This is a genomic window from Allobosea sp. UNC402CLCol (assembly GCF_000745475.1).
Classification (GTDB): domain Bacteria; phylum Pseudomonadota; class Alphaproteobacteria; order Rhizobiales; family Beijerinckiaceae; genus Allobosea; species Allobosea spartocytisi.
On record NZ_JQJJ01000008.1, the window covers coordinates 814,081 to 840,887 of the forward strand.

At 65.4% G+C, this 26,807-nt stretch carries 21 protein-coding genes and 1 riboswitch; of the genes, 15 read left to right on the forward strand and 6 right to left on the reverse strand.

Annotated features, from left to right (window positions below; translation table 11 throughout):
* Positions 1-9: 9 nt before the first annotated feature.
* The gene (locus GY40_RS26470) at positions 10-1,464 is read right to left on the reverse strand and encodes an exopolysaccharide biosynthesis polyprenyl glycosylphosphotransferase (RefSeq protein ID WP_051987552.1); all 1,455 of its coding nucleotides are present in this window, start codon (positions 1,462-1,464) and stop codon (positions 10-12) included.
* Between the two features lie 447 nt (positions 1,465-1,911).
* Here GY40_RS26470 and GY40_RS05910 point away from each other — a divergent pair, with 447 nt between their 5' ends.
* The 4 genes from GY40_RS05910 to GY40_RS05925 are packed head-to-tail and all read left to right on the forward strand — an operon-like array spanning position 1,912 to position 6,222.
* Positions 1,912-2,685, forward strand: a complete 774-nt coding sequence (locus GY40_RS05910) for a WecB/TagA/CpsF family glycosyltransferase (protein ID WP_051987553.1) — start codon at positions 1,912-1,914, stop codon at positions 2,683-2,685.
* 12 nt (positions 2,686-2,697) lie between these two features.
* Complete coding sequence (gene wecB / locus GY40_RS05915) at positions 2,698-4,023, forward strand: non-hydrolyzing UDP-N-acetylglucosamine 2-epimerase (protein ID WP_081925176.1); 1,326 nt, start codon at positions 2,698-2,700, stop codon at positions 4,021-4,023.
* Positions 4,024-4,028: 5 nt separating this feature from the next.
* Positions 4,029-5,210, forward strand: coding sequence for a glycosyltransferase family 2 protein (locus GY40_RS05920; RefSeq protein ID WP_038360254.1), 1,182 nt, complete (start codon positions 4,029-4,031; stop codon positions 5,208-5,210).
* A 37-nt stretch (positions 5,211-5,247) separates the two neighbouring features.
* The gene (locus tag GY40_RS05925) at positions 5,248-6,222 is read left to right on the forward strand and encodes a hypothetical protein (RefSeq protein WP_038359420.1); all 975 of its coding nucleotides are present in this window, start codon (positions 5,248-5,250) and stop codon (positions 6,220-6,222) included.
* 108 nt (positions 6,223-6,330) lie between these two features.
* Here the strand turns inward: GY40_RS05925 and GY40_RS27475 are convergent, their stop codons facing one another.
* On the reverse strand, positions 6,331-6,471 hold the full coding sequence (locus GY40_RS27475) for a hypothetical protein (RefSeq protein WP_156115880.1): 141 nt from the start codon (positions 6,469-6,471) through the stop codon (positions 6,331-6,333).
* Between the two features lie 361 nt (positions 6,472-6,832).
* Here GY40_RS27475 and GY40_RS26475 point away from each other — a divergent pair, with 361 nt between their 5' ends.
* The 3 genes from GY40_RS26475 to GY40_RS05940 all read left to right on the forward strand — a co-directional run bounded on the left by GY40_RS26475 (position 6,833) and on the right by GY40_RS05940 (position 13,975).
* On the forward strand, positions 6,833-9,562 hold the full coding sequence (locus GY40_RS26475; RefSeq protein ID WP_156115881.1) for a hypothetical protein: 2,730 nt from the start codon (positions 6,833-6,835) through the stop codon (positions 9,560-9,562).
* Positions 9,563-9,682: 120 nt separating this feature from the next.
* A complete protein-coding gene (locus GY40_RS05935; RefSeq protein ID WP_248311095.1) occupies positions 9,683-11,950 on the forward strand; it encodes a type I secretion system permease/ATPase in 2,268 nt (755 codons plus the stop codon).
* Between the two features lie 90 nt (positions 11,951-12,040).
* Positions 12,041-13,975 (forward strand): HlyD family type I secretion periplasmic adaptor subunit, encoded by a 1,935-nt coding sequence (locus tag GY40_RS05940; RefSeq protein ID WP_081925179.1) that lies wholly within the window; start codon positions 12,041-12,043, stop codon positions 13,973-13,975.
* A 220-nt stretch (positions 13,976-14,195) separates the two neighbouring features.
* Here GY40_RS05940 and GY40_RS05945 read toward each other — a convergent pair whose 3' ends face one another.
* The 4 genes from GY40_RS05945 to GY40_RS05960 all read right to left on the reverse strand — a co-directional run bounded on the left by GY40_RS05945 (position 14,196) and on the right by GY40_RS05960 (position 18,624).
* Entirely contained in the window at positions 14,196-14,801 is a 606-nt protein-coding gene (locus tag GY40_RS05945; protein ID WP_051987556.1) for a sigma-70 family RNA polymerase sigma factor, read from the reverse strand.
* Positions 14,802-14,899: 98 nt separating this feature from the next.
* Positions 14,900-16,192: a polysaccharide biosynthesis/export family protein gene (locus tag GY40_RS05950; RefSeq protein ID WP_038359423.1), complete on the reverse strand. Its 1,293-nt coding sequence runs from the start codon at positions 16,190-16,192 to the stop codon at positions 14,900-14,902.
* Between the two features lie 17 nt (positions 16,193-16,209).
* Positions 16,210-17,778, reverse strand: coding sequence for a Wzz/FepE/Etk N-terminal domain-containing protein (locus tag GY40_RS05955; RefSeq protein ID WP_038359426.1), 1,569 nt, complete (start codon positions 17,776-17,778; stop codon positions 16,210-16,212).
* A 129-nt stretch (positions 17,779-17,907) separates the two neighbouring features.
* The gene (locus GY40_RS05960) at positions 17,908-18,624 is read right to left on the reverse strand and encodes a DUF3102 domain-containing protein (RefSeq protein WP_197062701.1); all 717 of its coding nucleotides are present in this window, start codon (positions 18,622-18,624) and stop codon (positions 17,908-17,910) included.
* A gap of 579 nt (positions 18,625-19,203) precedes the next feature.
* Positions 19,204-19,414, forward strand: a riboswitch (cobalamin riboswitch).
* Between the two features lie 211 nt (positions 19,415-19,625).
* Between GY40_RS05960 and GY40_RS05965 the strand changes: the two genes are divergently transcribed.
* From GY40_RS05965 to GY40_RS06000, 8 genes are all read left to right on the forward strand, one after another.
* A complete protein-coding gene (locus GY40_RS05965; RefSeq protein WP_248311096.1) occupies positions 19,626-20,663 on the forward strand; it encodes an ABC transporter substrate-binding protein in 1,038 nt (345 codons plus the stop codon).
* Positions 20,660-21,703 carry a FecCD family ABC transporter permease gene (locus GY40_RS05970; RefSeq protein ID WP_038359430.1) on the forward strand — a complete coding sequence of 348 codons (1,044 nt, stop codon included), beginning with the start codon at positions 20,660-20,662 and terminating at the stop codon, positions 21,701-21,703. Before GY40_RS05965 ends, GY40_RS05970 begins: the two co-directional genes overlap by 4 nt.
* Positions 21,704-21,713: 10 nt before the next feature.
* Positions 21,714-22,496: an ABC transporter ATP-binding protein gene (locus GY40_RS05975; protein WP_038359432.1), complete on the forward strand. Its 783-nt coding sequence runs from the start codon at positions 21,714-21,716 to the stop codon at positions 22,494-22,496.
* 421 nt (positions 22,497-22,917) lie between these two features.
* Positions 22,918-23,385: a (2Fe-2S)-binding protein gene (locus GY40_RS05980; RefSeq protein ID WP_038359435.1), complete on the forward strand. Its 468-nt coding sequence runs from the start codon at positions 22,918-22,920 to the stop codon at positions 23,383-23,385.
* Between the two features lie 17 nt (positions 23,386-23,402).
* The gene (locus GY40_RS05985; RefSeq protein ID WP_038359436.1) at positions 23,403-25,586 is read left to right on the forward strand and encodes a xanthine dehydrogenase family protein molybdopterin-binding subunit; all 2,184 of its coding nucleotides are present in this window, start codon (positions 23,403-23,405) and stop codon (positions 25,584-25,586) included.
* Complete coding sequence (soxX, locus tag GY40_RS05990; RefSeq protein ID WP_051987557.1) at positions 25,564-26,028, forward strand: sulfur oxidation c-type cytochrome SoxX; 465 nt, start codon at positions 25,564-25,566, stop codon at positions 26,026-26,028. The genes GY40_RS05985 and soxX overlap by 23 nt, the downstream gene beginning before the upstream one ends.
* Before the next feature lie 94 nt (positions 26,029-26,122).
* Positions 26,123-26,482, forward strand: a complete 360-nt coding sequence (locus GY40_RS05995; protein WP_051987558.1) for a thiosulfate oxidation carrier protein SoxY — start codon at positions 26,123-26,125, stop codon at positions 26,480-26,482.
* Positions 26,483-26,485: 3 nt separating this feature from the next.
* Positions 26,486-26,806: a thiosulfate oxidation carrier complex protein SoxZ gene (locus GY40_RS06000; RefSeq protein ID WP_038359442.1), complete on the forward strand. Its 321-nt coding sequence runs from the start codon at positions 26,486-26,488 to the stop codon at positions 26,804-26,806.
* Position 26,807 lies beyond the last annotated feature (1 nt).

Genomic DNA, 26,807 nt, shown 5'->3' on the forward strand with positions numbered 1-26,807 from the left:
CCCTCTCGCTCAATAGGCGTCGATATGCGCGCGCTTCGATATGACCGTCATGATCATGATCTTGAGGTCGAAGAAGAACGACCAGTTGTCGACGTAGTAGAGATCGTGCTCGATCCGCTTCTGCATTTTCTCGAAGGTATCGGTTTCGCCGCGCAGGCCGTTGACCTGGGCCCAGCCGGTAATCCCCGGCTTGACGTTGTGGCGCCTGAACATCCGGCGGATCTGGTCGGCGAACATGTGATTATGGGCAACCGCATGCGGCCGTGGCCCGACCAGGGACATCTCGCCCCTCAGCACATTCATCAACTGAGGTAGCTCGTCGATATTGGTCCGCCGCAGCACTCGCCCGACGCGCGTGACGCGCGGATCGTTCCGGACCGCCTGCCGAAATTCGTCATGCGCGTCGTCGAACGTCGTCATGCTGCGGAATTTCAGGACCTGGATCGGCTCGTTATTGAAGCCGTGGCGCGTCTGCCGGAAGAGCACGGGACCGCGCGTTTCAAGCTTGATCAAGGCGGCGACGACGGCGAAGAGCGGCCACAACATCACCAGCAGCGCCGAGGCGACGACGATATCGAAGCTGCGCTTCAGGAACCGGTCGCGCAGCGAGCAGGGCCCGCAGAACAATTCGAGCACCCGTAGATGGCCATAGGTTCCGACGCGACTGCGCCGCATCAGCTCGGCCAGCTCGACCGGCAGCAGCTGGATCCGGACCGGAAGTTCCGACAGCTCCTCGACCGCGTTCGAGACGACCTCCATGTTGTCCGAGCCGAACAGGATCAGCACGGCGTCGATGGGCAAGGCCCGGCATTCACCCCGGATCGCCGAAAGTTGTACCTCCAACGAGGCCCCTCCATCGGCCAGATCGGTCACTGACGGGAAATCGTACCAGCGCACGATATGTTCGTGCCGCGCCGCCAGCCGCGCGCGAACATGTCTGACGCCTCGCGCGCCGGGCATGACCAGCACGACCATGCTTTCCCGGCGCCAATGTCCGCGCCAGCGAACCTGATCGATGACTTGCCGGAGACAGGATCTGATGGCGACCTGTCCCAGCAGCGTGGCCAGGAATTGCACCAGGAACGTGCCGCGGGAATAGCCGCCGAGACTGTTGGTCACGTAACCGATCGTCAGCAGGATGACGCATGAAAGGGCGATGGCGACACCGCCCCGGGTCCGGCTGCGCTCGTTCCATTCCGGGCCGAGCAGATCGTATTGATTGTCGGCGATGCACAAGGCGACATAGAGCGCCCCCACCGACACGGAGGCCAGGGCATAGTCGATCCGGAAGAAAATCACCCCGTACGCAGCCGCCGAATACGCGACAAACGCGCCATAGGCGCAGGTGACGATCACGATCATCTCGAGGGCGGCCACGACGACGGTCCAGAACAACTGTGTTCTATGCGTCAGCGCGGTCGCGGAGAGATGCTGGACCCGATGATAAACCGCGTTGGTTGACATTGCTTCGCCAAATGCTCCGGCCGCCCATCAAACGCTCGACATCCGCAGAGCCTTAATGCGGCCGACAGGGCGCAAGTTCTTCGCGCCGGCAAAATTAGATTTCCTTACGGAAGGTACTCCGGCTCCAGAGAGCAAAAGCGCAACCTGTTGCGCTTTTGACATTCGCACCGAGCGTGCCGGCGTAGATTACATTGTCTCGTTAACGCGCAGATCGCTCAGTTAAGACATCAAGAGAACGATGAAACCGCGTTTTGCGCGAACAAATGCACTGCATCGACCATTATCTTACCAAACGGCATGCAGCACGGCCTGCGGCGACCTCCGCCGCGCGGCCTAAGTCAATTTGCCGTGTTCGCTTAGCGGCTCTTGCCTGAGGGATTTGTGATGCCATCAGACGCTGCACGGCTTTCCGTATCCGAGGCCACCGGGCTCCTCCCATCTGAAGCGATGCCACCGGCTCAGGTCCAGATCCTGAACGGCCGCTTCGACAAGCTCTCGGCCGACCAGACCGTCGAGGAGCTCATGCGGGCCATCCGGGCCGGAGAGCGCGGCATCCTCTCGACGGTGAACGTCGCGATCCTGATGATGATGCGGTCCAACCCGCGCCTGCAACGCTTCGTCGATTCGTCGCGATGGATCGTGGCCGATGGACAGCCGCTCGTCTGGGCCTCGCATCTCCGGCAGCAGCCCTTGCCCGAGCGTGTCGCCGGCATCGATCTGATCGACCAGCTCTGCGCCCGCGCCGTCCAGGAGGGGGTCGGCGTCTATTTTCTCGGCGCCGAGAGCAGCACGGTGCGCGAGGCCGTCAACGTGCTCCAGGACCGGCATCGCGGGCTCGATGTCCGCGGCTATGCCGATGGCTATTTCGGCCCCGAGCAGGCTGAAGCCCGCGCGCGGGCCGTGGCGGAAAGCGGCGCCGAACTCCTCTTCGTCGCGATGGGCGTGCCGCGGCAGGAATATTTCATCGAGGAGCAGTGGGACAATCTCGGCGCGCGGGTCGTCATCGGCGTCGGCGGCAGCTTCGATGTCATCGCGGGACGGCGCAAGCGGGCCCCCGCCTTCATCCAGCGCGCCGGGCTCGAATGGGCTTACCGTCTCATCCAGGAACCGCGCCGGCTGTTCAGGCGCTACCTGATCACGAACTCCCAGTTCCTCGGCCTGATTTCCTGGAGCGCTATCGCCCAGATCTCCCATCCCCGGCGCGTCGTCCCGCGACCCTGAACGAGGATTGAGATGGCAACCCGCAAGCGAATTCTCGTCGTGATGGGCACGCGGCCCGAGGCCATCAAGCTCGCGCCGCTCATCCTGAAGGCGAATGCCGACCCCGAACGTTTCGAGGTGCTGGCGGTGCGCACCAGCCAGCACCGGGAAATGCTCGACCAGGTCGTGACCTATTTCGACCTGCCGATCCTCGCCGACCTCAACATCATGCGCAAAGACCAGAACCTCGCCCATGTCACGATGGCGGCGCTGGGAGGCCTGCAGCGGGTGATCGCCAAGGCCCGGCCCGATGTCGTCGTCGTGCAGGGCGACACCACGACGAGCTTTGTCGGGGCGCTGGCGGCATTCTACGAAAACATCCCCGTCGCCCATGTCGAAGCCGGGCTGAGGACCTATGACAAGCGCGCGCCCTTTCCGGAGGAGGTTTATCGCCGCCTGACGAGCGTCATCGCGGACTATCATTTCGCGCCGACCGAAACGTCGCGATACAACCTGCTCAAGGAGAATGTGCCGGCGGAGACGATCTGGGTCACCGGGAACACTGCGATCGACGCGCTGTTCCTCACGCTGGCGAAGGCAGCCCCCAAGCCGGTGCGCCGCGCGGCAGCGCAGACGCTCCTTCTCACCACCCATCGCCGGGAGAACCATGGCGAGCCGATGCAGCGCATCTGCGAGGCGATCCTGATCCTGTTGCAGGGTTTCCCGAACCTACGGGTGGTCTGCCCCGTGCATCTCAGTCCGCGCGTCCGCCAGGTGGTCGGCCCGATGCTGGGCTCGCATCCGCGCGTGTCGCTGATCGAGCCGCTCGGCTACGAGCAATTCGTGCTGGCGATGAATGGCGCCCACATCATCCTTTCGGATTCCGGCGGCGTCCAGGAAGAGGCGCCTGCGCTCGGCAAGCCGGTTCTCGTCCTGCGCGATACGACCGAACGGCCGGAAGCCGTCGAAGCCGGCACCGCCCGCCTCGTCGGAACGGAAGTCGACTCGATCGTTTCGGCCTGCAAGGAGCTGCTCACGGACCCCGAAGCCTATCGCGCCATGGCCCAGGCCAGGAATCCGTTCGGCGACGGCCATGCTTCCGAACAGATCCTCGACGTCCTGGCCCGGTCGCTCGGCAGCACGGATCGCCGCGAGCGGACCGACCCCGCCAAGGTGCTCGAAACCTTCCCGCATGCAGCCCGTTCGTCGGTCGCAGCCGTCCTCAACGCCGGCCCATCCGCAACGCCGCAAGGCTTCGCCACCGCCGCCAAACCGCGCCGCGCGCGCCGTGAGACGGCGCTCGCGGCCGACACGGTCGCGCTGATGCCATCGGGACTTCAGGGACCGGGATCGTCGTGATCGCCATGGTCGACGCAGTCACCCACGCTCTGCTCGCTCTTGGTCTCCTGACGGCGATCCCGGTCGCCTTCCTCGTCGTCCAGATCGGCGCGGCACTCCTGCCCGCGAGGCGGTCCGTGGCGATCATCTCCACGCCCTGTCCGCGTTTCGTGGCGGTCATGCCCGCCCATGACGAAGAAGCCGTCATCGCGCGCAGCATTGCCTCGATCATGGCTCAATTGCCTGCCGCGGGGCACTTGCTCGTGGTGGCCGACAACTGCTCCGACGACACCGCGCGCATCGCTTCGAGCGCGGGGGCGGAGGTCGTCATCCGTCAGGACACGACACGGCTCGGAAAGGGCTACGCGCTGGATCACGGCATTCGCGCCCTCGCGGCCGATCCGCCGCAAGTCGTCATCGTCGTCGACGCCGATTGCGAGGTCGCGCCCGGGACGCTCGAGTTTCTGGCGAAGCGTTGCGTCGCGACGGGGCGCCCGGTCCAGGCGCGCTATACGATGCTGGCGCCTCCCTTGCCGAGCTCGGCCGACAAGGTTTCCCGGCTGGCCTGGACGATCAAGACCTTCGTGCGGCCGCTGGGCTCCGCGCGTCTCGGCTGGCCTTGCCAGTTGATGGGCTCCGGCATGGCGCTGCCCTTCGCCCTCGTCACCCGGCTCGATCTCGCAACCGGCCATCTCGCAGAAGATCAGAAATTCGGTGCCGAGCTTGCGCTCGCCGGGTCATCGCCGCTCTTCTGCCCGGACGCGCAGGTCGTCAGCCAGCTTCCCCAGGGGGAAACGGGCAAGCGCCAGCAGCGCACGCGGTGGGAGCATGGACATCTGGCGGTCATCGGGCAGTTCTTCCTGCCATTGATCCGGCGTGTGGTCTCGAAACCGAGCCTGCACCTCCTCGCATTCACGCTCGACCTGTGCATTCCGCCCCTGACGCTTCTGGCCCTGTCCCTGATGCTGATAGGCGGCCTGAACCTCTCCTGGTTCGCCGCGACGGGTGCGGCGAGCCCGCTCGTCGCCTCCTCGGTCGTGCTGGCCGGCTTCGCCGGAGCGATCGTCGTCGCGTGGCGGCGTTTCGGCCAGGAGATCATTTCCGGGCGCGAGCTGGCGGCGGGCCCGGCCTATTGCCTGCTCAAGATCCCCTCCTTCATCCGCTTCTTCATTCATCGCCAGGTCGATTGGATCCGGACGGAGCGGTGATGACGGATGCGGACCGATCGCTCTGGAACTCGGCCGGATGAGACCACGCCGCGCACCGCCTGTCCTTCATGCCCCGCCGGTCCGGGCGCTGGCGCGGCTCGCCATTTCCCTCGCGATCGCGATGGGGTGCTGCTCACCCGCTCTGGCGAACAATGCGTGCGGCGCCGGCGGCGGCAGGCAGCCCTGCACATTCACGCTCGGCCAGCGGCCCTTCGCGGCGAGCTCCTCCTGGAACAGGCCGATCGCGCCGGATGCGACCTTCGAAAAGCTCGCCTGGCCACCCGGCGCCCTCTTCGGCGTGGCCTGGGACAGCTACTCGCCCGCAATTCACGTCAGCTCGGCCTCGGACCCCGTCGTATCCGTCGAACACCCGGCAAGCTGGGGGCGTCCCGCCGGTGTCGCCAGCATTCGCATCCCGGTCGGGGTCGATGGCGCCCAGGGGACCGACGGCGAACTGCTGGTCATCGATGGCGGCACCGTCCATAATCTCTGGCAGTTCAAGCGGTTGAGCGCCGACAGGGCCACCGCGCGGTCCTACGCTGCGGCGGACATCGTCACCGGCGACGGTTGGGGTCGCACATCGCCCTTTCTCGGCGCGGGCATCGTGGCGGCCGGCTCGAGCCAGCTTGCCGGCCTGCTGGTTCAGGCCGAGACCGATCGGGGTGAAATAACGCACGCCTTGCAGATCGCGATCGATGCGGCCCTGGCGCGGCCGGGCCGCATCGGCGAGGCGATCAACGGTGACGGCAGAAATCCGGAGGGCCTCGTCCAGGAAGGCGAACGCCTGGCCATCCCGGCCACCGTACCGATGCCGCCGGGGCTGTCGCCGCTCGGGCGGAAGGTCTTTCGCGCCTACAGGACCTACGGCGCCTTCGTGATCGACGTGGCCGGGGGCATCACGAACCTGCGCGCCCAGGCGAATGCCTATGACGAGGCAACGATCACGGCGCTCCAGCAGGACCTGACCCGGATATCGCCGCTGCTTCAGCGTGTGAGGCGGCCGGCCGACTGAGCGGCCAACAACACGGCCGTAAGGGTCTCCCGATCACCGCGCCTGTCTCGCCGGCAACGCAAGACCGCCTCCGCGATACCGGGATCAGCCACAATGCCCCTGTGAGGCTCATCCGTTCATCTCGACGAGGCCCGGCGCCTTTGCCTGCGTCGGATCGAAAAGCGCCGAAATCGGCTCAATCGTGGCAACTTTGCGGCAACCGAGCCTATTGACTCGAAGCAGGTCGCGCCTGCACAGCGCATCGGGCATGGCGTTTGCCATGCGTCAGGTCTAGGCGGCGATATATGGCACGCATACGCGACGCGTTAACCATATTATACATGATGTCAACATCCGCATCCACAGAGACCGGCGGGATATCCACAAAAATCGACGTCGCGACATTTTCTCTTTGGCATCATATTCCAAACACGATATCTGGCCACGTTCGTTAGTGGATGGGAATATGATTCGCCGCCTGTGATATGGCGATGACCCGTCATCCACCCGCCGATCTCGCAGCATGCCTGGCTAATCGCTGCGTTGTCTCCTCGGAACGGCGTTAAATACCTGCCTGGCCTATCCATACCCGCACGCCGTTCCTCCTGGATAAGCTAAGGAATATAGGCATATGACCTCACTCGAAACTCGCCCATTTTCTGCGTCTTCGAGTTGGAATACTCCAGTATCAAGCAATGCAACCTTCACTAAACTTGGATGGCCCGCCTCGACGGGATACAATTACAGTGTAGCATGGGATAGTTACTCTCCTTCGGTTTACGTTGCTTCCGCCTCTGACCCGCTGGTTCAAGTCACCTACCCCCCGGGATGGGGTTATCCTGGCGGCACCGTCAGTGTTCACATGCCGGCAGCGGCGAACGGCGCCGCGGGTACTGACGGCGAACTGATCGTCATCGATGGCGACATCGCGTACAACTTCTGGCAATTCAACCGGACCAGCAACACGACAGCATCGGCTGCGTCGTTCGGGTCCGAAAACATCGTCACCGGCGATGGCTGGGGCACCAAGTCGCCCTTCCTCAGCGCGGGCATCACGGCTGCCGGCGCCAGTCAGCTCGGCGGTCTGCTCGTCAAGGCGGAAACGGATGACGGCGTGATCGATCACGCGCTGCAGCTCGCCGTCGATTTCTCGCTCGCCAAGCCCGGCGCCGTCGGCCAGGCCATCTCCAGCGACGGCAGCAACGCGTCGGGTATCGTCCAGGAAGGGCAGCTCCTCGCGATTCCGCCGGGCACCCCGATGCCTGCCGGCCTCTCTCCGCTGGGCCAGCAGGTCTTCAAGGCCATGCAGACCTATGGCGCCTATGTCATCGATGTGGCGGGCGGCACGACCAATATTCGCGCGCAGGCCAACGCCTACGACGACGCGACGATGACCGCGTTGTGGCACGACATGGGAAATATCACCCCCCTGCTGCAGGGTGTGTCCAATAACTCGGGCTCCGGAAGCACGGGCGGTACGGGAGGCACGGTCACCGATCCGCCGCCGGTCATCACCAACCCGCCACCGGTCACGACCCAGCCGACCACCGACACCACCAAGCCGACCGTGCAGTGGGTTGCGGCCAACGGCCCCGGCGTCGTCAACGGCACCGGCACCGTCAAGGCCGGCGACACCGTGCGCCTGACGCTGAAGTTCAGCGAGGCGGTCGATGTCAGCGGCACCGCGATCCTGTCGCTGAACGACAAGGGCACCGCGAAATATGTGAGCGGTACCGGCACCGACACCTTGCAGTTCGACTACAAGGTCGCCGCCGGCGAGAACACCGCCGATCTCGCGATCAGCGGCTACGACCTCTCCGGCGTGAAGGACAAGGCCGGCAACGCTGTCGACCTCAACGGCGCTCCGACGCTGCCGGCGGGAACACTGGTCGTCGATACTTCGACCTCGACCGGCACCACGACGCCGAAGGATACCACGGCGCCGACGGTGCAATGGATCGCCGCGACCGGTGCCGGCATCACCAACGGCACCGGCACCGTCAAGGCCGGCGACACCGTCCGGCTGTCGGTCAACTTCAACGAGGGAGTGACCGTCAACGGCACGCCGACCCTGTCGTTGAACACCGGCGGCACCGCCAAATATGTCGGCGGCGCAGGCACCAGCACGCTGCAGTTCGACTATGTGGTGAAGGCCGGCGAGAAAGCCTCCGACCTCGCGGTCGCCGGCTACAATCTGAAGGGTGTGACGGACCTGGCGGGCAATGCCGCCAATGCTGCCGGCGCGCCGCTTCAGCCGGCCGGAGTGCTGGCCGTCGGCGGCTCCGCGGCGAAAGTCCAGTGGATCGCCGCGACCGGAACCGAGCTCAGCAACGGCACCGGCACCGTCAAGGCCGGCAACACCGTTCGGCTCTCGGTCAACTTCAACGACGTGATGACCGTCAGCGGGACTCCGACCCTGTCGCTGAACAGCGGCGGCACCGCCAAATATGTCGGCGGCGCGGGGACCAGCACCTTGCAGTTCGACTACAAGGTGCAGGCCGGCGAGAAGGCCTCCGACCTCGAAGTCGCCCGCTATAATCTGGGCGGCGTCAAGGATCGGGCTGGCAATGCCGTCGATATTGCCGGTGCGCCACATCAGCCGGCCGGGGTTCTGGCCGTCGGCGCCACGACGGCCAGCGACCCCACGGCGCCCAAGGTGCAATGGATCGCCGCGAGCGGTTCCGGCATCAGCGACGGCAGCGGCACCGTCAAGGCGGGCGACACCGTCTGGCTGTCCGTCAACTTCAAGGACGCGATGACCGTCAACGGCGCGCCGTCCCTGTCGTTGAGCAGCGGCGGCACCGCCAAATACGTCAGCGGTTCCGGCACCAACACCCTGCAGTTCAAATATGTGGTGGGAGCCGGCGAAAGCGCGCCCGATCTCGAAGTCTCGGGATACGATCTGAAGGGCGTGACGGACCGCGCGGGCAAGAGCGTCAACATTGCCGGCGCGCCGCATCAGCCGGCTGGCGTGCTGACCATCGCCGCCGATGCGTCGGCGGGTACGGCGTCGGTCAATCCGTTGGCCAAGACTGTCGCCTCCGCGGCGTCCGACCTCGCGCCCCCCGCGACGGTGACGTCCGGCACCTCCGCGCAGACGGCGTCGCAGCAGTGGTTCGGCGGCCATGGCGGCAGCGTGACGGATGCCGCCTTCGGCAGCGGCAGGACGCTCGGCTACTCCGGTTCCCAGGATGGAGGCGCGAGCGCCGATCCGTCCCAGGGGTCGGCGATGTCGAAGCTCGCTTTGCTCAATCAGTACGCGGCGTCGAGTTTCGCCACGCCCGCGCCGACGTCCTTCGGGGCGATGACGCAGGCCTGGTTGAACTCCTCCACCCAGACGCTCGCGAAGCCACGCGGCTGACTTAAAGCGGAGGCGCCGGGTCCGGCGCCTCCGCACCGACACGAATTCGAAAAAATGTCCCGTGCGCGCGAGGCCTTCCTCGCGCGCACGCCTCAAACAGCATGTATGCGGGGCCACCACTTGGAAAATCCCGATAACGATACCCATCCGCGATCTGACGACGGCCTGACTGCGCTCATCTTCATCCTGCGCAGCCAGGGCGTGAGCGTCCTTCCGGAACAGATCCAGCATCAATTTCCCGGTCGGCCGATCGGGGTCTCGGAAATGATCCGATGCGCCAAGGGCCTGGGCCTCAAGGCCCGCTCGGTGACGACGAGCTGGGAGCGGCTGGCGCGCACGCCGTTGCCGGTGATCGCCGCGATGCGCGACGGCAGCTTCCTGGTCCTGGGCCGCTGCGGCGAGGACCAGATCCTCGTCCAGGCGCCGAACGCCCCGCGGCCGAGTGTGATGTCGCGGGCCGAGCTCGAAGCGATCTGGGACGGCCGGCTCGTCCTGATGACGAAGCGCGCGACGCTGACCGACCTCGCCCGCCGTTTCGACATCACCTGGTTCATGGGCGCGATCCACAAATATCGCTGGCTCCTCGGCGAAGTCCTGATCGCGTCCTTCTTCCTCCAGTTCTTCGGCCTGATCTCGCCCCTGTTCTTCCAGGTCGTCATCGACAAGGTGCTCGTGCATCGCAGCATGAGCACGCTGGACGTGCTGGTCATCGGGCTGGTCGCCATTGCCGTATTCGAAGTCGTCCTCGGCGCGCTCAGGACCTATCTGTTCTCGCACACCACCAACCGGATCGACGTCGAGCTCGGGGCGCGCCTGTTCCGCCATCTGCTGGCGCTGCCGATCGGCTATTTCCAGGCACGTCGCGTCGGCGATTCCGTCGCCCGCGTGCGTGAGCTCGAGAACATCCGCAACTTCCTCACGAGTTCGGGGCTGACGCTCGTCATCGACCTGTTCTTCACGATCGTCTTCGTGGCCGCGCTGTTCTTCTATTCGCCGCTGCTGACCTGGATCGTGCTGGCGTCGCTGCCGCTCTACATCGCGATATCCGTGGGCGTGACCCCGCTCTTCCGCCGCTATCTCGACGACAAGTTCGCCCGCGGCGCCGAGAACCAGGCCTTCCTGGTCGAGAGCGTGACAGCGGTCGAAACGCTCAAGGCCATGGCGATCGAGCCCCAGATGCAGCAGCGCTGGGAGGAGCAGCTCGCCGCCTATATCGCCGCGAGCTTCCGGGTGCTGAGCCTGGGCAACGTCGCCAGCCAGGCCGTTCAGCTCATCAGCAAGCTGGTGACCGCAGCGATCCTCTATGTCGGCGCTAAGCTGGTCATCGCCGGCAACCTTTCGGTGGGCGAGCTCGTCGCGTTCAACCTGCTCGCCGGCCGCGTCAGCGGACCCGTCCTGCGACTGGCCCAGATCTGGCAGGACTTCCATCAGGCGCGGCTGTCGATCGCCCGCCTCGGCGATATTCTGAACACCACCCCCGAGCCTGCCTATAATCCCTCCCGGACGGCCCTTCCCGCCATCCGCGGCGACATCAGCTTCGAGCATGTGACGTTCCGCTACCGGATCGACGGCCCGGAGATCCTCCACAAGGTCAGCCTGAGCATTCCGGCTGGGCAGATGATCGGGATCGTCGGGCCCTCAGGCTCCGGCAAGAGCACGCTGGCCAAGCTCGCCCAGAGGCTCTACGTGCCGGAAAGCGGCCGGGTCTTGGTCGACGGTATCGACGTCGCCCAGATCGACCCGTCCTGGCTGCGTCGCCAGATCGGCGTCGTCTTGCAGGACAATATCCTGTTCAACCGCTCGGTGCGCGACAACATCGCTTTGGCCGACCCCGCCCTTCCGGCGGACAAGGTGATCGAAGTCGCGAAACTGGCGGGCGCGCACGACTTCATCCTCAAATTGCCGGAGGGCTACGACACAATCGTCGGTGAGCGCGGCGGTAGCCTGTCGGGTGGGCAGCGGCAGCGTATCGCCATCGCCCGGGCCCTGGCGACCGATCCCCGCGTCCTGATCTTCGATGAGGCGACGAGCGCGCTCGACTACGAGAGCGAGCACATCATCCAGCAGAACATGACGCAGATCGCGCGCTCCCGGACCGTGCTCGTCATCGCGCACCGTCTCTCCACCCTGCGGATGGCCGATCGCATCGTCACCATCGAAGGCGGCCGCCTGATCGAGGACGGCACTCACGAGCAACTGATGCGCACCGGCGGCCGCTACGCCACCTTGCATCGGCTTCAGTCCGGATTGCCGGAGGCCGCAAACACGCAAGCCGCGGCGGGTCAGGCCGCGTCCCGATCCGGGGCGTGGGGGCCCTCCCCACTGACAACGCTCGCGGGGCATCAGCCGTCCAACCTGGCCACCGCCCGTACCCACAAGCATCTTTGAGACGTCGGATGACCGCATCCTCCACAACCCCGGGAGCCTCTACGCCGCGCTGATTTCCCTTGGGAAAGCAGCGGCGACGAGAAAAAAGCCATGCACGCGCTCACGAACGATCAATCGGGACTTTTCGCACTGGAGATGCTGCTGCGCCTGCGCGGCGCCATCGCCACGAAGGAAGACCTTCGCAACCATCTCGGTGACGGCGCCGTCGGCGTCACCGAGATCCTGAAGGGCGCACGGGCCTATGGCTTTGTCGCCCGCTCCTTCTCCGCGACATGGGACAAGCTGGCCGAGCTTCCGCTGCCTTGCATTGCGGCGCTTCGCAACGGCGGCTTCCTCCTGCTCGGAAAGGTCAATCACGAGAACGCGGTCGTCGTCGCGTCGAACATCACGCAGCCGACCTTGATGACGCGGGCCGAATTCGAAGACCAATGGGGCGGGCGTCTGGTCCTGCTGAAGCAGGCGAAGACGGCTGCCGAGAACATGCCGCGCCTCGACAGGGCCGTGGCGATCAGGGCGCGTCAGGCTCTGACATCGACGGCGGAATGGGGCGCTCGCAACACCCGCGCCGCCGTGACGAGCCTCGCCACGCGCTCGCAGGCCCTTCAGCAGGCCGTCATCGCCCGATCGACCGATGAGAAGCACCTGCGCTCCCTGGAGCTCGCATTTCTGCCGGCAGCGCTCGAAATCGTCGAGACGCCGCCCTCCCCACTCGGGCGCATCATCGGCCTGAGCATCGTTTCCATCTTCGCCGCCGCCTTGCTCTGGGCCTGCATCGGCACCGTCGACATCGTCGCCGTCGCGCCCGGAAAGATCATCCCCAGCGACCGGACCAAGATGGTCCAGCCCTTCGAGACCGGTGTCGTGCGCGAGATCAAGGTCCGCGACGGCCAGAGCGTCAAGGCAGGCGACGTGTTGGTCGATCTCGACTCGACGACCGCCGATGCCGAGGTCGGGCATCTGCAGAGCGATCTGATGGCCGCTCGCCTCGATATCGCGAGGCTGCGGGCGGCGATCGCCAACAAGGAAGACCCCCTTTCGGCGTTTACTCCACCCAAGGACGCGTCTGCTGACCTGGTGCAGATGTATCGCGGCCTCCTCCTCAGCCAGAGCAGCGAGCAGAAGGCCAAGCTCGCGAGCATCGATGGGCAGCTGGCGCAGAAGGCGGCGGAGCGCGACACGATTCAGGCCTCCGTCGACAAGCTGAAGAACACGCTCGTGCCGCTCCAGCAACGCGTCGAGATTCGCGAGCAGCTTTTCCAGAAGGAGCTCGGCTCCAAGGTCACCTATCTCACCGAATTGCAGGATCTCGTCGGCCAGCGTCAGGACATCCTCGTTCAGGAGAAGCGCGGCAGCGAAACCAATGCCGCGGTCACCGCCTTGACCGAGACGCGCGCGAAGACCGTGGCGGAGTACGAGCGAACCCTGTTCGACGACCTGACCAAGGCCCAGCAGAAGGAGGCCGGCTTCAGGCGGGACATCGTCAAGGCCGAGCAGCGCAGGAACCTGCAGAGGCTGACGGCCCCGGTCGACGGCATCGTGCAGCAGCTCGCGATTCATACGATCGGCGGCGTCGTCACGCCGGCGCAGACGCTGATGTACATCGTTCCGGCAGACAGCCGGCTGGAAATCGAGGCGATGATCTCGAACCGCGACATCGGCTTCGTCAGCGCCGGCCAGGAAGCCGCCGTCAAGATCGACACCTTCAATTTCACCCGCTACGGCCTGCTGCGCGGCACCATCCTCAGCATCTCGCAGGATGCCATCCCGCGCGACAAGATTCCCGACACCGCCGGTGACAAAACCTCGGGAGCGGGAAACGACAGCAGCGAACCGCGCGGGCAGGAACTCCTCTACGCCGCGCGCATCTCGCTCGACCGCACGCAACTCGCGATCGAGGACAAGCAGGTCAACCTGTCGCCCGGCATGGCCGTGACGGCGGAGGTCAAGACCGGCCGGCGGCGGATCATCAGCTATCTGCTCTCGCCGCTCTCCCGCTACCAGCACGACAGCATGCGGGAACGCTAAGGCATTTTCGAGCGAAACGGACACCGGTTCGCGTAAAGAAAATGCTATAAAACAAAGAGATGGATCATTCCTGCGATTCAGAGAACCGCGGAAATGATCCAGGAGCCGGCCCGGGGGGACCCAAACCGAAAGCTTCGCATCGGGCCGGATTTCGCATTCGGCCCGATGCCATGGGCGTCCCTCTTTTCGGCGTCTCCGAAAGCCGGTCTTCCCGGTGCGTTCAGGCAAGCCGCCGTGTCGCGCCGGCGGCCTGATGGACCGCCATGACCGCCCGGACCCGGCTGTCGAAACCGATCTCGCTGATGTTGTCGATCCCGAGCAGGGCTGCCAGCCGCGAACGGGCGCGGTTGATCCTGCTCTTGATCGTTCCGGTGGTGGTTCGACAAAGCGTCGCAGTATCCTCGTAGGAAAGCCCCGCCGCGCCGACCAGCATCAGCGCCTCGCGCTGATCGAACGGAATTTCGCGCAGGGCCGCACAGAACTCCTTGTATTCCAGCAGGCCCTCCTGCTCCGGCGCCGCGCGCAGCGACTCGGAATAGCAGCCATCGGCGTCCTCGACCTCGTGGCGCCGCCGGCGCAGATCGGAGAGGTAGCAGTTTCGCAAGATCGTCGTCAGCCAGGCACCGAGATTGGTGCCGGGCCGGAAGGTGTGGATCTTGCTGATCGCGCGCATCAGCGTTTCCTGCACGAGATCGTCTGACCTGTCCGCGCTTCGGCTGAGGGACATGGCATAGGCGCGCAATTGCGGCTCGAAAGTCAGCATTTGCTGCTGAAGGGAGAGAGAGCCGGCTTCCAACTTCCCGGAATTATTGTCTCCGCAGGCCATCGTCGATCTCCCACTCACAACCACGAGACAAAACCATCCACCGCTCGCAGACGAAACGAGCCTGCGTTCCCGGCAGCGCGGACCGCGCAGCCGAACCGTTACTGCTTCACTTTGGCCGGCATCATCATGTTGGTCTGCTCGAGCGGACCGGCGATGCCGAGCCCTCCTCCGGGGATGATGCTCCGCTGGACCCTGAGCACGTCCCCGGGCAGGAGCTCCATGCTCTCCGGCGCGTCGATCGTCTCGGACTTTCCGTCCTGAATGCGGACGACCGTCAGGCTGCGGGTCTCGACGGGGCCGTCGGAGTTTCCGATCAGCGTCGGGACGGTCACCTTGGCCTCCACGAGAAGACTCCGGTTGGTGTCGAACTTCACGCTGACCTCGTCGAGATCCATCCGGACCTTCTGCACCTCGGCGGTCAGGGACGCGTTGCGCTCGCTCTTCAGGTCGAAGATCCTCTGGTCGGCCTGCGTGATGTTCTGGCGCGACCGCAGGATCAGCGTCTGGAAGCCCTGCTCGTTCATTTCGAGCTGCGCCTGCATGCGCTCGAGGTTCGCCAGGCGGCTGATGGTCGTCAGGCCACGCTTGACCAGATCCCGAACCTCCTTGAGCTCCTTCTCGACGCTCGCGACCTGGACCTTGTTGGCCTCGATCTGGCGCTTGATCGCCTCGATCTCGCGCTCATACAGGGCCCGGTTCTGCTCCAGGCTGTCGATCTGGGTCTTCAGGGAATCGACATGGATGTTCAGGAGCGAACGCTCCTCGTCGATCAGTTGTCTCACCCCGCCATCGCTCTGCGACCGGGCGAGAAGCTCGGGCGGAAACTGGATGTCGCTCCTCATCACCAGCTCGGAGTTCAGGCGGGCCCGGCGCGCCGTCAGCTCGTAATACCGCCTGACGAGATTCCGCATATCGCCGGTGATGTTGATGCTGTCGCGGTCGAGCCGCATCAGGCCGGGGTCACTGAACCGCAGCCACCCGCCGGCCAGGCTGACGACTTGCAGAACGGTCATTCCCGGGCGGAACTGATACTCGCCGGGCTTCTGCACGTCGCCCAGCACATAGACCGGCCGGGTCTCGAGGACCTCGACCGAGGCGCCGGGCTTATCGGAAATGCCGGAGCGCACGAAGCGCTCGGCAATCTGGCCCGCGATTTCCTTGGTCGAAAGGCCGTTGACGGGAATATCCCCGATCGGCGCGATGGAGATCGTTCCATTCGCGCGGACTTTGTATTCACCGCTCAGCTCAGGATACTGAAAGATCTTGATCTTGAGCTTGTCATCGGCCCGAACGACGTAGTCGGACGTCGCGCGCACAGTGTTGCCGTTGAGCGTGAACAGGACCAGTGAAACTGTCCCGACGACATTTACCCATGAACGGCTTCGCTTCATCGTAGCACCTCTCCGCTTCATGACGATCCGGCAACCGGCTCGATAGGCATCGCAGGCCCGAACAGGCCTCGTCCGGCGGCCATCAACCCTTCCGCCTCCCAGAGCTTGTCCCCGAAACGGCCGATCATCCGGTCATCGACCATGTTCAAAACCGCTCCGATGAAATCCGACGGCGCCGCGCCGGAGACCGTGAAGGCGCGCTCGATCCGCTCCATCTCGGCGCCGCCCCATTTCATCACCAGCAGGATTCCGTCGATGTTCTGCGCGGCCATGCGAAACTCGGGACCGCGTTCGAGGGCCGGCAGGCAGACGACGATCAGGTCGTAGGCTGCCAGCGATGTCTGATCGCAATGCATCCACCAGTTGGCGACGCCCTCGCCGGTGCCGGGAGGAGGCGTGATGAGAAGATCGGGTCCGTCGCCGCCATTGTTCCAGAGGCTGCCGCCGAGCGGCTGCGGCTGCGTCCCCGAGAATGCCGGCGCGGAGGACATCTCCCTCGCGGACGATCGCGACGTCTCGCTGCCGCCGGCCTCCACGAGCAGAACCTTCCTCTGGCTGCGCGCGGCCATCTGGGCGAGGTGCCGCGCCACGGTCGTCGCGCCATCTCCTGCGATCGAGGAGGCGACGCCGACGGTGCGTGCCTTGGCCGCCTCGATCGCGACCGTCGCCCGCAGAAGCGTTTGCGCCAGCAAGGCTTCAGGCAGGCGATCCTGGCCGGCACGCTGCCGAGCCTGGCTCGAAATCGCGGGCTTGCCGCTTTTGAACAAGGGGATCGCGCCGATGCACTCCAGGCCGAAACGCTGAATCTGCGCGGCACTGCGGATCGTCTTGTCCCGGAAGTCGAGAAACAGCACCAGCGCCGCCCCGATCACCAATCCGGCCATGACCGTAGCCATGATGATCAGGATCTTCCGCGGTCCGTTGGGCTTGTCCGGAGCGAGCGCCGGCGTCATCACATAGACGCTGGGTCCCAAGCCCTGCAGCCGCTCGCGCAGCAATGGCGAGCGCTCGCCATCCTGCTCCGCGTTGAGACGCGCCTGGAGCATGACCTGGCTGATGCCATTGGCGATGAGCGCGGACTTCTCCGGATCGGAGGTCGTGACGTCGACGAGGATCGTGTGACTGGTTCCGACCCGCTTGACCGCGATGCTCCTGGCGAGGGACTCGATGGCGGCTTCCTGCTTCGCGCGGCTCCCGTCGGAGGTCGCTGGCGACGTGCCGGAAAGCCACCGGGCGAGCCCCTGAAACGCCGTCGCCGCGGGAACGAACTCGGAATCCTCGGTAAGGTCCAGCGACCCTACGACCTTGGCCAGGGTACCGCGCGAGCGGATGACCTCGCTCTCGTTCTCGACCTGCGTGAGATCGGCGCGCCCGAGGGAAATGACGAGGTCGGGGCCGGGCTGAACTTCCTTCACATAGACCAGGAGCTGCGTCGACGCCGTATAGCTCGCTGGCCTCAGCACCGTGTAGAGCAGGCCAAGCATCGCCGCGAGACCGACACATGCGGCAATGAGCTTCCAGCGGCGGCGTAGGCTGAGAAGGCCGAATGTTGTGGAGGGCTGGCGCTCGTCAATATAGACCGACATTGGGCTTCCGATCTGTATCCACCGACCATTTGATGTCTTTGCAGGAACTCCGCTCCCTCAAAGACGGCGTTCGCAAGTCACACAACGCGAATACGCGGACTGTAAGTCACGATAAAACTTCGATATTTTTCACTGCAGCTTTGCAGGAACGAATTCGCACGATTGATTCGTCGCTGTACTGGGCAAAGCCAATTCCAGATGCTCGGCGTCCACAACACGCGCCGCTCTCATCCAGACAAAGGCTCTGTTCCAGACCTCCCAGCTCATCTCCTCCATGATGAGCCCGTAATCCTCCGGGCTGAGCCGCCGCAAAATCAGCTCAGCCACCCTGCGGGCCCGGTCCGCGCCCGGGTCGTTTCGCCTCCCTTCGGCGGGCCCGTTAAGCTCGCGCGCGGGAAGAAACGACGAGGAGAATCCTTCCTGCGCCGGACGCTGCACCGCCTCCATCCTGGTCTTGCGCGTATCCACGACCTGCGAATGCAGCTCGCTGCGGGACACGCGCTCACCATTCTCGAGTCGCTGCAGGATGGTGGTGCGAACCGCCGGCGGGGTCGTCTTGGCGAGATAGACACGAAGCGTCGATGGAACCATCAGCGCGACGAGCTTCGCATTCGCATCGGAATCGGCGCCGCGCGCCAGCTTCATCAGGTCCTGCGCGGTCCTGATCTTGAACTCGCACGCCTTTTCGACCCATTTGACGAAGACCCCGTGGGGCAGCCGCTCCTTGACGCGAAGGAGCTCGCGGCCGATTTCCACAGCATGTTCGGTCGCAGCCCGACGCAGGACCTTGATCCTTTGAGCGGCATCCTGCAATTCTATCGCGGAGAGCTGTGCATTCGGCAACACGGCTATACCCTCACTCAACCCACAGTACTATTCAGCTTACGCTTGGTGCACTGCACCGTGAAGCGAGCAAAGGGGTTCCCGTCGGCGCAAAGGGAGTAGCTCCTTGAGGCGACACGCGATCCGTTTACGACGCCGGCGCGGCGACAGAGATTAAATAAAAATCTAATTTATATCAGTTACTTATCATATTTTAGGAGAATCGGAGCTACCCCCGTTCCGCTCCGCGACAAGCGAAATGAGCCTCGCTTTTCGGAAGCTCCCGCCTGATGGCAGCTCGGCCTCCCTTCAGAAACATTACCTTACGTAAGTATCAAGACGGGATGCCGCGTGGCAGAAATCGCCGCAAGCGAGATCTTGGCTGCCGGAAGGTCACGCCCGCAGTGAACCGATCTCCTGGCAGGGCGAACCAGAAACCCGGGCAGCAACATAGCCAGTGACGCTGCGTCGAGCGGAGAAAGCCCGGACATCACACCGGTCTGCGAAGCCGCCGCGCCTGGGCCCCAGATCTACAGTGCCGGCGGCATATCGACGTCGATCATGATGGTCCCGAACCGAGCTTGACGGTGCGGCACGACCTTATAGGTTGGACGTGATCGAGGTTCTCCAGATTCAGCCTGGAGCTAAGAGGGAATTCGGTGAGGCGCGTTGCGCCAAAGCCGAGGCTGCCCCCGCAACTGTAAGCGGCGAGCTCTCCGTCCATCGTCCACTGGCGCGTGCCGCGCCGGGAAGGCCGGGCGGAACCGGCGTCGACCCGCGAGCCAGGAGACCTGCCCCGGTCATCGAAGACGTCTTTCGGACGGGGTGTTCCGGAGGTGTGTGTCGGTGATGGCCATGCGGCCGTCATCCGTCCGCATCCTGCGCAGCTCCCGCATCCGTCATCTCGGGGAGCGATGAAGTCCATGTTCATGAAGACCGCCGGCCGCGCTGTCGCGGGGAGCTTGACGGCTGCGCGCCGCTCGCCCTATCAGAAATGTAACAATGTTTCATATAAGGCTTCCTCTGTGCCGATTGCGCGCCCTCTCGTCCGCCTGCTTCAATGGCCCGTCCTGGCATTCCTCGGCAGCCTGGCCGCGGGCGCGGCCGTCGCAGCGCCGACCCAGTATCCGCTGACGCTGGAGAACTGCCGCGAGACGATCACCTTCAACGCCGCGCCCAAGCGCGTCGTCTCGATCGGCCAGACGCAGACCGAGATCCTCTATGCGCTCGGCCTCGGCGACCGCGTCGTCGGCACCGCCGTCTGGTTCTCGCCCATCGCCAAGCCCTATGAGGCGGTCAATGCCAAGGTGAAGCGCCTCGCCGACAACGACCCCAGCTTCGAGGCGGTTCTCGCGCAGGAGCCGGACCTCGTCACCGCAATGTTCGAATGGCATGTCGGCCCCAACGGCATCGTCGGCAAGCGCGATCAGTTCGCCAAGGTCAAGGTGCCCACCTATGTCTCGCCGACCGATTGCGTCGGCAAGGACAATTCCGGCGGCGGCGACGGCGTGCGCACCCAGATGTTCACGATGGAGCTGGTCTATCGCAACATCCGCGAATTCGGGCAGATCTTCGACGTGTCCGACCGCGCCGAGACGCTCGTCGCCGAGCTCAAGGCGCGCGAGGAGAAGGCGGTCCAGGCCGTGGCGGATGCAAAGGTCAAGGACGTGCCGGTCGTCGTCTGGTTCTCCAGCAAGGACATCAAGGGCGACGGCTTCATGGCCGGCAGGAACGGCGTGCCCGCCTACATCCTGTCGAAGCTCGGGGCGCGCAACATCATCACGACCAATGAGGAATGGCCGCTGGTCGGCTGGGAGAGCATCGCCGCCGCCAATCCCGCGGTCATCGTCACGGTGAAGATGGATCGCCGCCGCTTTCCGGCCGATGATATCGAGAAGAAGCTCGATTTCCTGAAAACCGACCCCGTCGCCAGCAAGCTCGACGCGGTGAAGAACAATCGCATCGTCATCATGGATGTCGGAGCGACCCGCGCCGGGCTCGATACGGTGGACGGCATCGAGACGCTCGCCAAGGCGATCGCCGGCTTCGGTCTGACTCCTTGAGCCACGCAGCCCACGGCCCGAACTGGCCGGCGCGGATCGCCGTCGCGCTGGTTTCGCTGCTGGCGCTCACCTTCGCGGTGGCGCTGGCGGTGACGATCGGCGAGATGCGCATCCCGTTGGAGACGGCGTTGAAGGCGCTCGGCAACGGGCTGTTCGATCTCGACTGGCCTGTCAGCGCGATCCAGCAGGGCGTGATCTTCGACTATCGCCTCAGCCGGGCGCTGATGGCGGGGTTGTGCGGCGGCGCGCTCGCTCTCTCAGGCGCAATCCTGCAGGCGCTGCTGCGCAATCCCCTGGCGGAGCCTTACGTTCTCGGCATCTCGGCGGGAGCCTCGACCGGCGCCGTCGCGGTGCTGATCCTCGGCGTCAGCATCGGCGGCACGGCGCTGACGGTCTCGGCCGGCGCCTTCATCGGCTCCTGCGCCGCGCTCGCGGTGGTCGCGCTCCTGGCGACCGGAGCGGGCGGGGCGAGCGATCGCGTCATCCTCGCCGGCGTCGCCACCTCGCAGCTCTTCAACGCGGCGACCGCCACGATCGTGACGACGCTCGCCAGCGCCGAGCAGGCGCGGGGCGTGATGTTCTGGCTCCTTGGGAATTTCGGCGGCGTCCGCTGGCCGGACCTGTGGATTGCGGCGCCGGTCGCCTTCATCGGCTTCGGCATCTGCATGCTGCACGCCAAGGCGCTCGACGCCTTCGCTTTCGGCGTCGACGCGGCCGCCTCGCTCGGCGTCGCGGTCACGCGGGTGAAAATCGTGCTCTTCGCCACGACCGCGGTGATGACCGCCGTGATGGTCTCGATCGTCGGAACGGTGGGCTTCGTCGGGCTGATCATTCCCCATGCCGCCCGTTTCCTCGTCGGTTCCGGCCATGCCCGGCTTTTGCCCGCCTGCCTCGTCATCGGTGCGATCTTCATGATCCTCGCCGACATCCTGTCGCGCGTGCTGATCCCGCAGCAGATCCTGCCGATCGGCGTGGTCACCGCGCTGTTCGGCGCGCCGGTCTTCGCCTTGATCCTCTATCGCGCCAGGAAACCCAAATGATGGGGCCGACATGACGCTCGCGATGCGGGAGGTGCGCTGGGGCACCGCCGGCCGGATGATCATCGACGGGGTGACGCTGCAGGCGGCGCCAGGCCGGGTGCTTGGCCTGATCGGTCCGAACGGCTCGGGCAAATCGAGCCTTCTCAGGCTGCTTTGCCGGTTGCGCAATGTCGCGAGCGGCGTCGTCATGCTCGATGGGCGTGACATCGCCGGCGTGGCGCGGCGCGATCTCGCGCGCCGCCTCGCCTTCGTGGAGCAGCAGGCGACGACCGAGATCCAGCTCTCCGTCTGCGACGTCGTCCGCCTCGGCCGCACGCCGCATCGCGCCGCGCTGGCATCCTGGAGCGCGGCGGACGAGGCGGCGGTGAACGAAGCGCTGGCGCGGGTCGGGCTCGCGGAGCGGCACGACCAGTCCTGGCATACGCTGTCGGGCGGCGAGCGCCAGCGGGCCCATATCGCCCGGGCGCTGGCGCAGGAACCGAGCGAGCTGATCCTCGACGAGCCGACCAACCATCTCGACATCCAGCACCAGCTCGCGATCCTCAACCTCATCCGCCGCCTCGGCATCACCTGCATCATGGCGCTGCACGATCTCAACCTCGCAGCGATGTTCTGCGACGAGATCGCACTGCTGCATGAAGGGAGGCTGGAGGCGGCGGGTTCGCCGGACGAGGTCCTGACAAGCGAAACGATCCAACGCATCTTCGGCGTCGCGGTCGCGATCCGTCCCGGAGCGTCCGGGCGGCGTCACATCGAATACCTGATCGAGGCCGAGGGAAGAGAGCGGTCTTAATCGCTCCCGGCGCCCTGCGAGGACAGGCCGCGGCGCCATGTCGTTCGCGTGATCGAACGCGATCCGCGTCTCGTCCCGATGGCGGGGCTATCGCCCGACGACGTCACGCAGCCTCAGGCAATCCCGAGGTTCACATCTGCGTGAAACACGCAACGGTGGCTGAGCACCCGCTATGCGGGCAGAAGCGTCCGAATTGCGCGGAGCAAAAGCCGTTTTCGCACGATACGGCGCTGCATTCGCTCTTCTGGCAGCGCTCACGAAACGTGATCGGCAGATGCTGGCCGTTGGCGCCGCCGGACTTCTGAGTTTCAATCATTCCACTTCAAAAATCCTCGGCATGCTCGCACGGCATCCCGAGGCTTCCGGCGAGGCGCGTTGGCTCTCTCGCCGTCCTGCTTGAACCGAACCGGGAGGGTTTACGGTGACGAAGCTGAATGTGAATGGCCGGATTCTGGACGTCGCAGTCGATGGCGACACGCCGCTGCTCTGGGTGATCCGCGAACAGATCGGTCTGACCGGCACGAAATATGGCTGCGGCGTTGCCCAGTGCGGTGCCTGCACGGTGCATATCGACGGCGTCGCCACGCGCTCCTGCGCGCTGCCGGTCAGCGCCGTGACCGAGGAGCAGAAGATCGTCACGATCGAGGGGCTCTCCCCTGACGGAACCCACCCGGTCCAGCAGGCCTGGATCAAGCACGACGTGCCGCAATGCGGCTTCTGCCAGAGCGGCATGATCATGACCGCGGCTGCGCTGCTGCAGGCCAATCCGAAGCCGAGCGAAGCCGACATCGCCAGCGAGATGACCAATATCTGCCGCTGCGGCACCTATGTCCGCGTCAAGGCGGCAATCCTCGACGTCGCCGCCGGCGGCCAGCTCGGCCGCGGTTGAGGGAAAGGAGAGCGATCATGACCGTCTTATCCGCCCCCCGTTCTTTCCGCCCATCCCGCCGCCACATCCTCGCCGGTTCGGCCGCGGTTGCCGGCGCCTTCACCTTCGGCTTTTCCATTCCTGCCGGCGCTCAGCAGGCGGGAACCCCCGAGATCAATGCCTGGGTCGTCGTCCATCCCGACGACAAGGTGGTGATCCGCATCGCCCGTTCGGAAATGGGCCAGGGCACGCTCACCGGCCTCGCACAGCTCGTCGCCGAGGAGCTCAATTGCGATTGGTCGAAGGTGACGACCGAATATCCGACGCCCGGCCAGAACATCGCGCGCAACCGCGTCTGGGGCAATTTCTCGACCGGCGGCAGCCGCGGCATCCGCGAGTCGCACGACTATGTCCGCAAGGGCGGCGCCGCGGCACGCATGATGCTGATCCAGGCGGCGGCGAACGAATGGAAGGTGCCGGCGGCCGAATGCAGCGCCGAGAAGAGCGTGATCACGCACAAGGCGTCCGGCCGCTCGCTCCGTTACGGACAGGTGGCCGCCGCGGCCGCAAAGCTGGAAGCGCCGAAGGAGGTGCCGCTCAAGGACCCGAAGGATTGGACGATCGCGGGCAAGGCGCTGCCCCGCCTCGACACGGTCGACAAGACCAACGGCAAGAAGATCTACGGCATGGATTTCAAATTGCCGGGAATGCTCAACGCCGCGATCAAGGATTGCCCGGTCTTCGGAGGAAAGGTGAAGAGCTTCGATGCGGCCAAGGTCAGGGGCATGCCGGGCGTGAAGCATGTCCTGCCCGTCGGGGACAGCGCGGTCACCGTCGTTGCCGAGACCTGGTGGCAGGCCAAGACCGCGCTCGACGCGCTACCGATTGAATGGGACGAGGGTCCCAACGCCAAGGTCACGAGCGAAAGCATCGCGGCCTGGCTGAAGGAAGGGCTCGATGCGCCCGACGCCGTGGTCGGCAACCAGAATGGCGACGCCAAGGGGGCGTTGGCCGGAGCCGCCCGCGTGATCGAGGCGACCTACAGCTACCCCTTCCAGAATCACGCCTGCATGGAGGTGATGAACGCGACCGCGCTCTATACCCCCGAGAAATGCGAGGTCTGGACGCCGACGCAGAACGGCGAGGCAGCGCTGGCCGCCACCGCGGAAGCCTCGGGCCTGCCGCTGGCGAAATGCGAAGCCTACAAGATCGACCTCGGCGGCGGCTTCGGCCGGCGCGGTGCGGTGCACGACTGGGTCAGGCAGGTCGTCGCCATCGCCAAGCAGATCCCCGGCACGCCGGTGAAGCTGATCTGGTCGCGCGAGGAGGACATGCTGCACGGGCGTTTTCACCCGATCACGCAATGCAAGCTCAGGGCCGGACTCGACAAGGACGGCAATGTGACCGCGCTCCACATGCGCATCTCCGGTCAATCGATCGTCGCCGGCCTCTTCCCGCAGAACATCCAGAACGGGCGCGACCCGGTCGTTTTCCAGGGGCTCAACGCCCCCGGCCCCGAAGCCTCGATCGGATATTCCTTTCCCAACCTCCTGATCGACCATGCGATGCGCAACCCGCATGTGCCGCCAGGCTTCTGGCGCGGCGTCAACCTCAACCAGAACACGATCTATCTGGAGAGCTTCATCGACGAACTCGCGCATGAAACGGGCAAGGATCCGCTCGAATTCCGGCGCTCGTTGATGAAGAGCCACCCCAAGCATCTTGCCGTGCTCAACGCTGCTGCGGAACGCGCCGAATGGGGCAAGCCCTTGCCGGCCGGTGTCTTCCGCGGCATCTGCCAGACCATGGGGTTCGGCTCCTATGTCGCGGCGGTGGCGGAGGTTTCCGTCGGCGCCGATGGCAAGCTCACCATCCACCGCATCGTCGCGGCGACCGATCCGGGCCACGCCGTCAATCCCGCGCAGATCGAGCGGCAGGTCGAGGGCTCCTTCGTCTACGGCCTTTCGGCGGCGCTCTATGGCGAGATCACCATCAAGGATGGCCGCGTCGAGCAGGAGAACTTCGACACCTACGAGGTGATGCGCCTCGAGGCGATGCCGAAGGTCGAGACGGTGATCGTGCCATCGGGCGGTTTCTGGGGCGGCGTGGGCGAACCGACCATCGCCGTCGCGGCGCCCGCCGTCCTGAACGCGATCTTCGCGGCCACGGGCAAGCGCGTCCGCTCGCTTCCGTTGAAGAATGCCGACCTGCGCAAGGCCTAACCGCGCGGCGGGCTGGGCGGGGGCCATCGTCCTCGCCCTGCTCGCCGGGCAGGTGGCGGCGCTGGAGCCTTACCGCATCGTCGCCGACACCATACCGGAACCGCTGGCCGGGAAGGTCGGCGACGCGGCGCGCGGGGCGGCGCTCGTCAGGGATCGCGAGCGCGGCAACTGCCTGATCTGCCATCATGGCGACGATCCGGCCGAACCCTTCCAGGGTTCGATCGGGCCGCCGCTCAAGGGAGTAGGCGCAAGGCTCGACACCGGACAGGTCCGTTTGCGGTTGGTCGACATGTCCCGGCTCGATCCCGACACGGTGATGCCGCCCTACTTCCGTACGGAAAACATGCGAGACGTGGCGTCGGCCTATCGCGGCCAGCCCGCGCTCTCGGCACAGGAGATCGAGGATGTCGTTTCCTATCTCGCCTCGCTCAGGACGCAGTGAGGCCCTGAGCCGCCGGGAGGCGGTCGCCATCGCTGCGGCGGGCCTGGCACTGGCGACATGGCCCGAGATGTCCAGAGCCGCTGAAACCGAAACAATGGACGATCTCGTCCGGCGCGTCACGGAGGGCACGGTTCCGGCCGAAGGCGGTGTCAGGCTGGAGATCCCGGCGCTGGTCGAGAATGGAAATTCGGTGGATGTGCGCATCGCCGTCGACAGCCCGATGACCGAGGCGGCGCATGTTCGCTGGATCCATCTGATTGCCGACAAGAACCCCTTTCCGGACATGGCGCGGATCCATCTCTCGCCGCGTGCGGGCCGGGCGGAGGTGGCGATCACCTTGCGTCTCGCGCAGTCGCAGACCGTCGCCGCGGTGGTTGCCCATAGCGACGGGCGCTACGCGATCGCCAGGGCGCCTGTCGTGGTGACGCTGAGCGCTTGCATCGACGGAGGCTGAGCGATGTTCAATGCCCGCATCACCGTGCCGCCCCAGGCCAAGGCGGGAGAACCCGTCGAGATCAAGGTGCTGGTCCGCCATCCCATGGACCGCGGCGGCCAGTCGGACGGCAAGGGCGGCATCGTGCCGCGCAAGATCCTCAACCGGATGACCGCGACCTATGCCGGCGCCGAGATCTTTCGCATCGACATGAACACCGGCGTCGCCGCCAACCCCTTCGTCTCGTTCTGCACGCGCGCAGTCGAGACCGGCGACATCGTCTTCGAGTGGCGGGAGGACGGCGGCGCGACCTATACGCGCACGGCGCGCCTGACCGTGGCCTGAG

Excerpts from the sequence above, each read along its gene's own strand:
- GY40_RS26470 (WP_051987552.1), bottom strand. The coding sequence starts at position 1,464 with ATGTCAACCAACGCGGTTTATCATCGGGTCCAGCATCTCTCCGCGACC.
- GY40_RS05910 (WP_051987553.1), top strand. The coding sequence starts at position 1,912 with ATGCCACCGGCTCAGGTCCAGATCCTGAACGGCCGCTTCGACAAGCTC.
- wecB (WP_081925176.1), top strand. The coding sequence starts at position 2,698 with ATGGCAACCCGCAAGCGAATTCTCGTCGTGATGGGCACGCGGCCCGAG.
- GY40_RS05920 (WP_038360254.1), top strand. The coding sequence starts at position 4,029 with ATGGTCGACGCAGTCACCCACGCTCTGCTCGCTCTTGGTCTCCTGACG.
- GY40_RS05925 (WP_038359420.1), top strand. The coding sequence starts at position 5,248 with ATGAGACCACGCCGCGCACCGCCTGTCCTTCATGCCCCGCCGGTCCGG.
- GY40_RS27475 (WP_156115880.1), bottom strand. The coding sequence starts at position 6,471 with ATGCCCGATGCGCTGTGCAGGCGCGACCTGCTTCGAGTCAATAGGCTC.
- GY40_RS26475 (WP_156115881.1), top strand. The coding sequence starts at position 6,833 with ATGACCTCACTCGAAACTCGCCCATTTTCTGCGTCTTCGAGTTGGAAT.
- GY40_RS05940 (WP_081925179.1), top strand. The coding sequence starts at position 12,041 with ATGCACGCGCTCACGAACGATCAATCGGGACTTTTCGCACTGGAGATG.
- GY40_RS05945 (WP_051987556.1), bottom strand. The coding sequence starts at position 14,801 with ATGGCCTGCGGAGACAATAATTCCGGGAAGTTGGAAGCCGGCTCTCTC.
- GY40_RS05950 (WP_038359423.1), bottom strand. The coding sequence starts at position 16,192 with ATGAAGCGAAGCCGTTCATGGGTAAATGTCGTCGGGACAGTTTCACTG.
- GY40_RS05955 (WP_038359426.1), bottom strand. The coding sequence starts at position 17,778 with ATGTCGGTCTATATTGACGAGCGCCAGCCCTCCACAACATTCGGCCTT.
- GY40_RS05975 (WP_038359432.1), top strand. The coding sequence starts at position 21,714 with ATGACGCTCGCGATGCGGGAGGTGCGCTGGGGCACCGCCGGCCGGATG.
- GY40_RS05985 (WP_038359436.1), top strand. The coding sequence starts at position 23,403 with ATGACCGTCTTATCCGCCCCCCGTTCTTTCCGCCCATCCCGCCGCCAC.
- soxX (WP_051987557.1), top strand. The coding sequence starts at position 25,564 with ATGCCGACCTGCGCAAGGCCTAACCGCGCGGCGGGCTGGGCGGGGGCC.
- GY40_RS05995 (WP_051987558.1), top strand. The coding sequence starts at position 26,123 with ATGGACGATCTCGTCCGGCGCGTCACGGAGGGCACGGTTCCGGCCGAA.
- GY40_RS06000 (WP_038359442.1), top strand. The coding sequence starts at position 26,486 with ATGTTCAATGCCCGCATCACCGTGCCGCCCCAGGCCAAGGCGGGAGAA.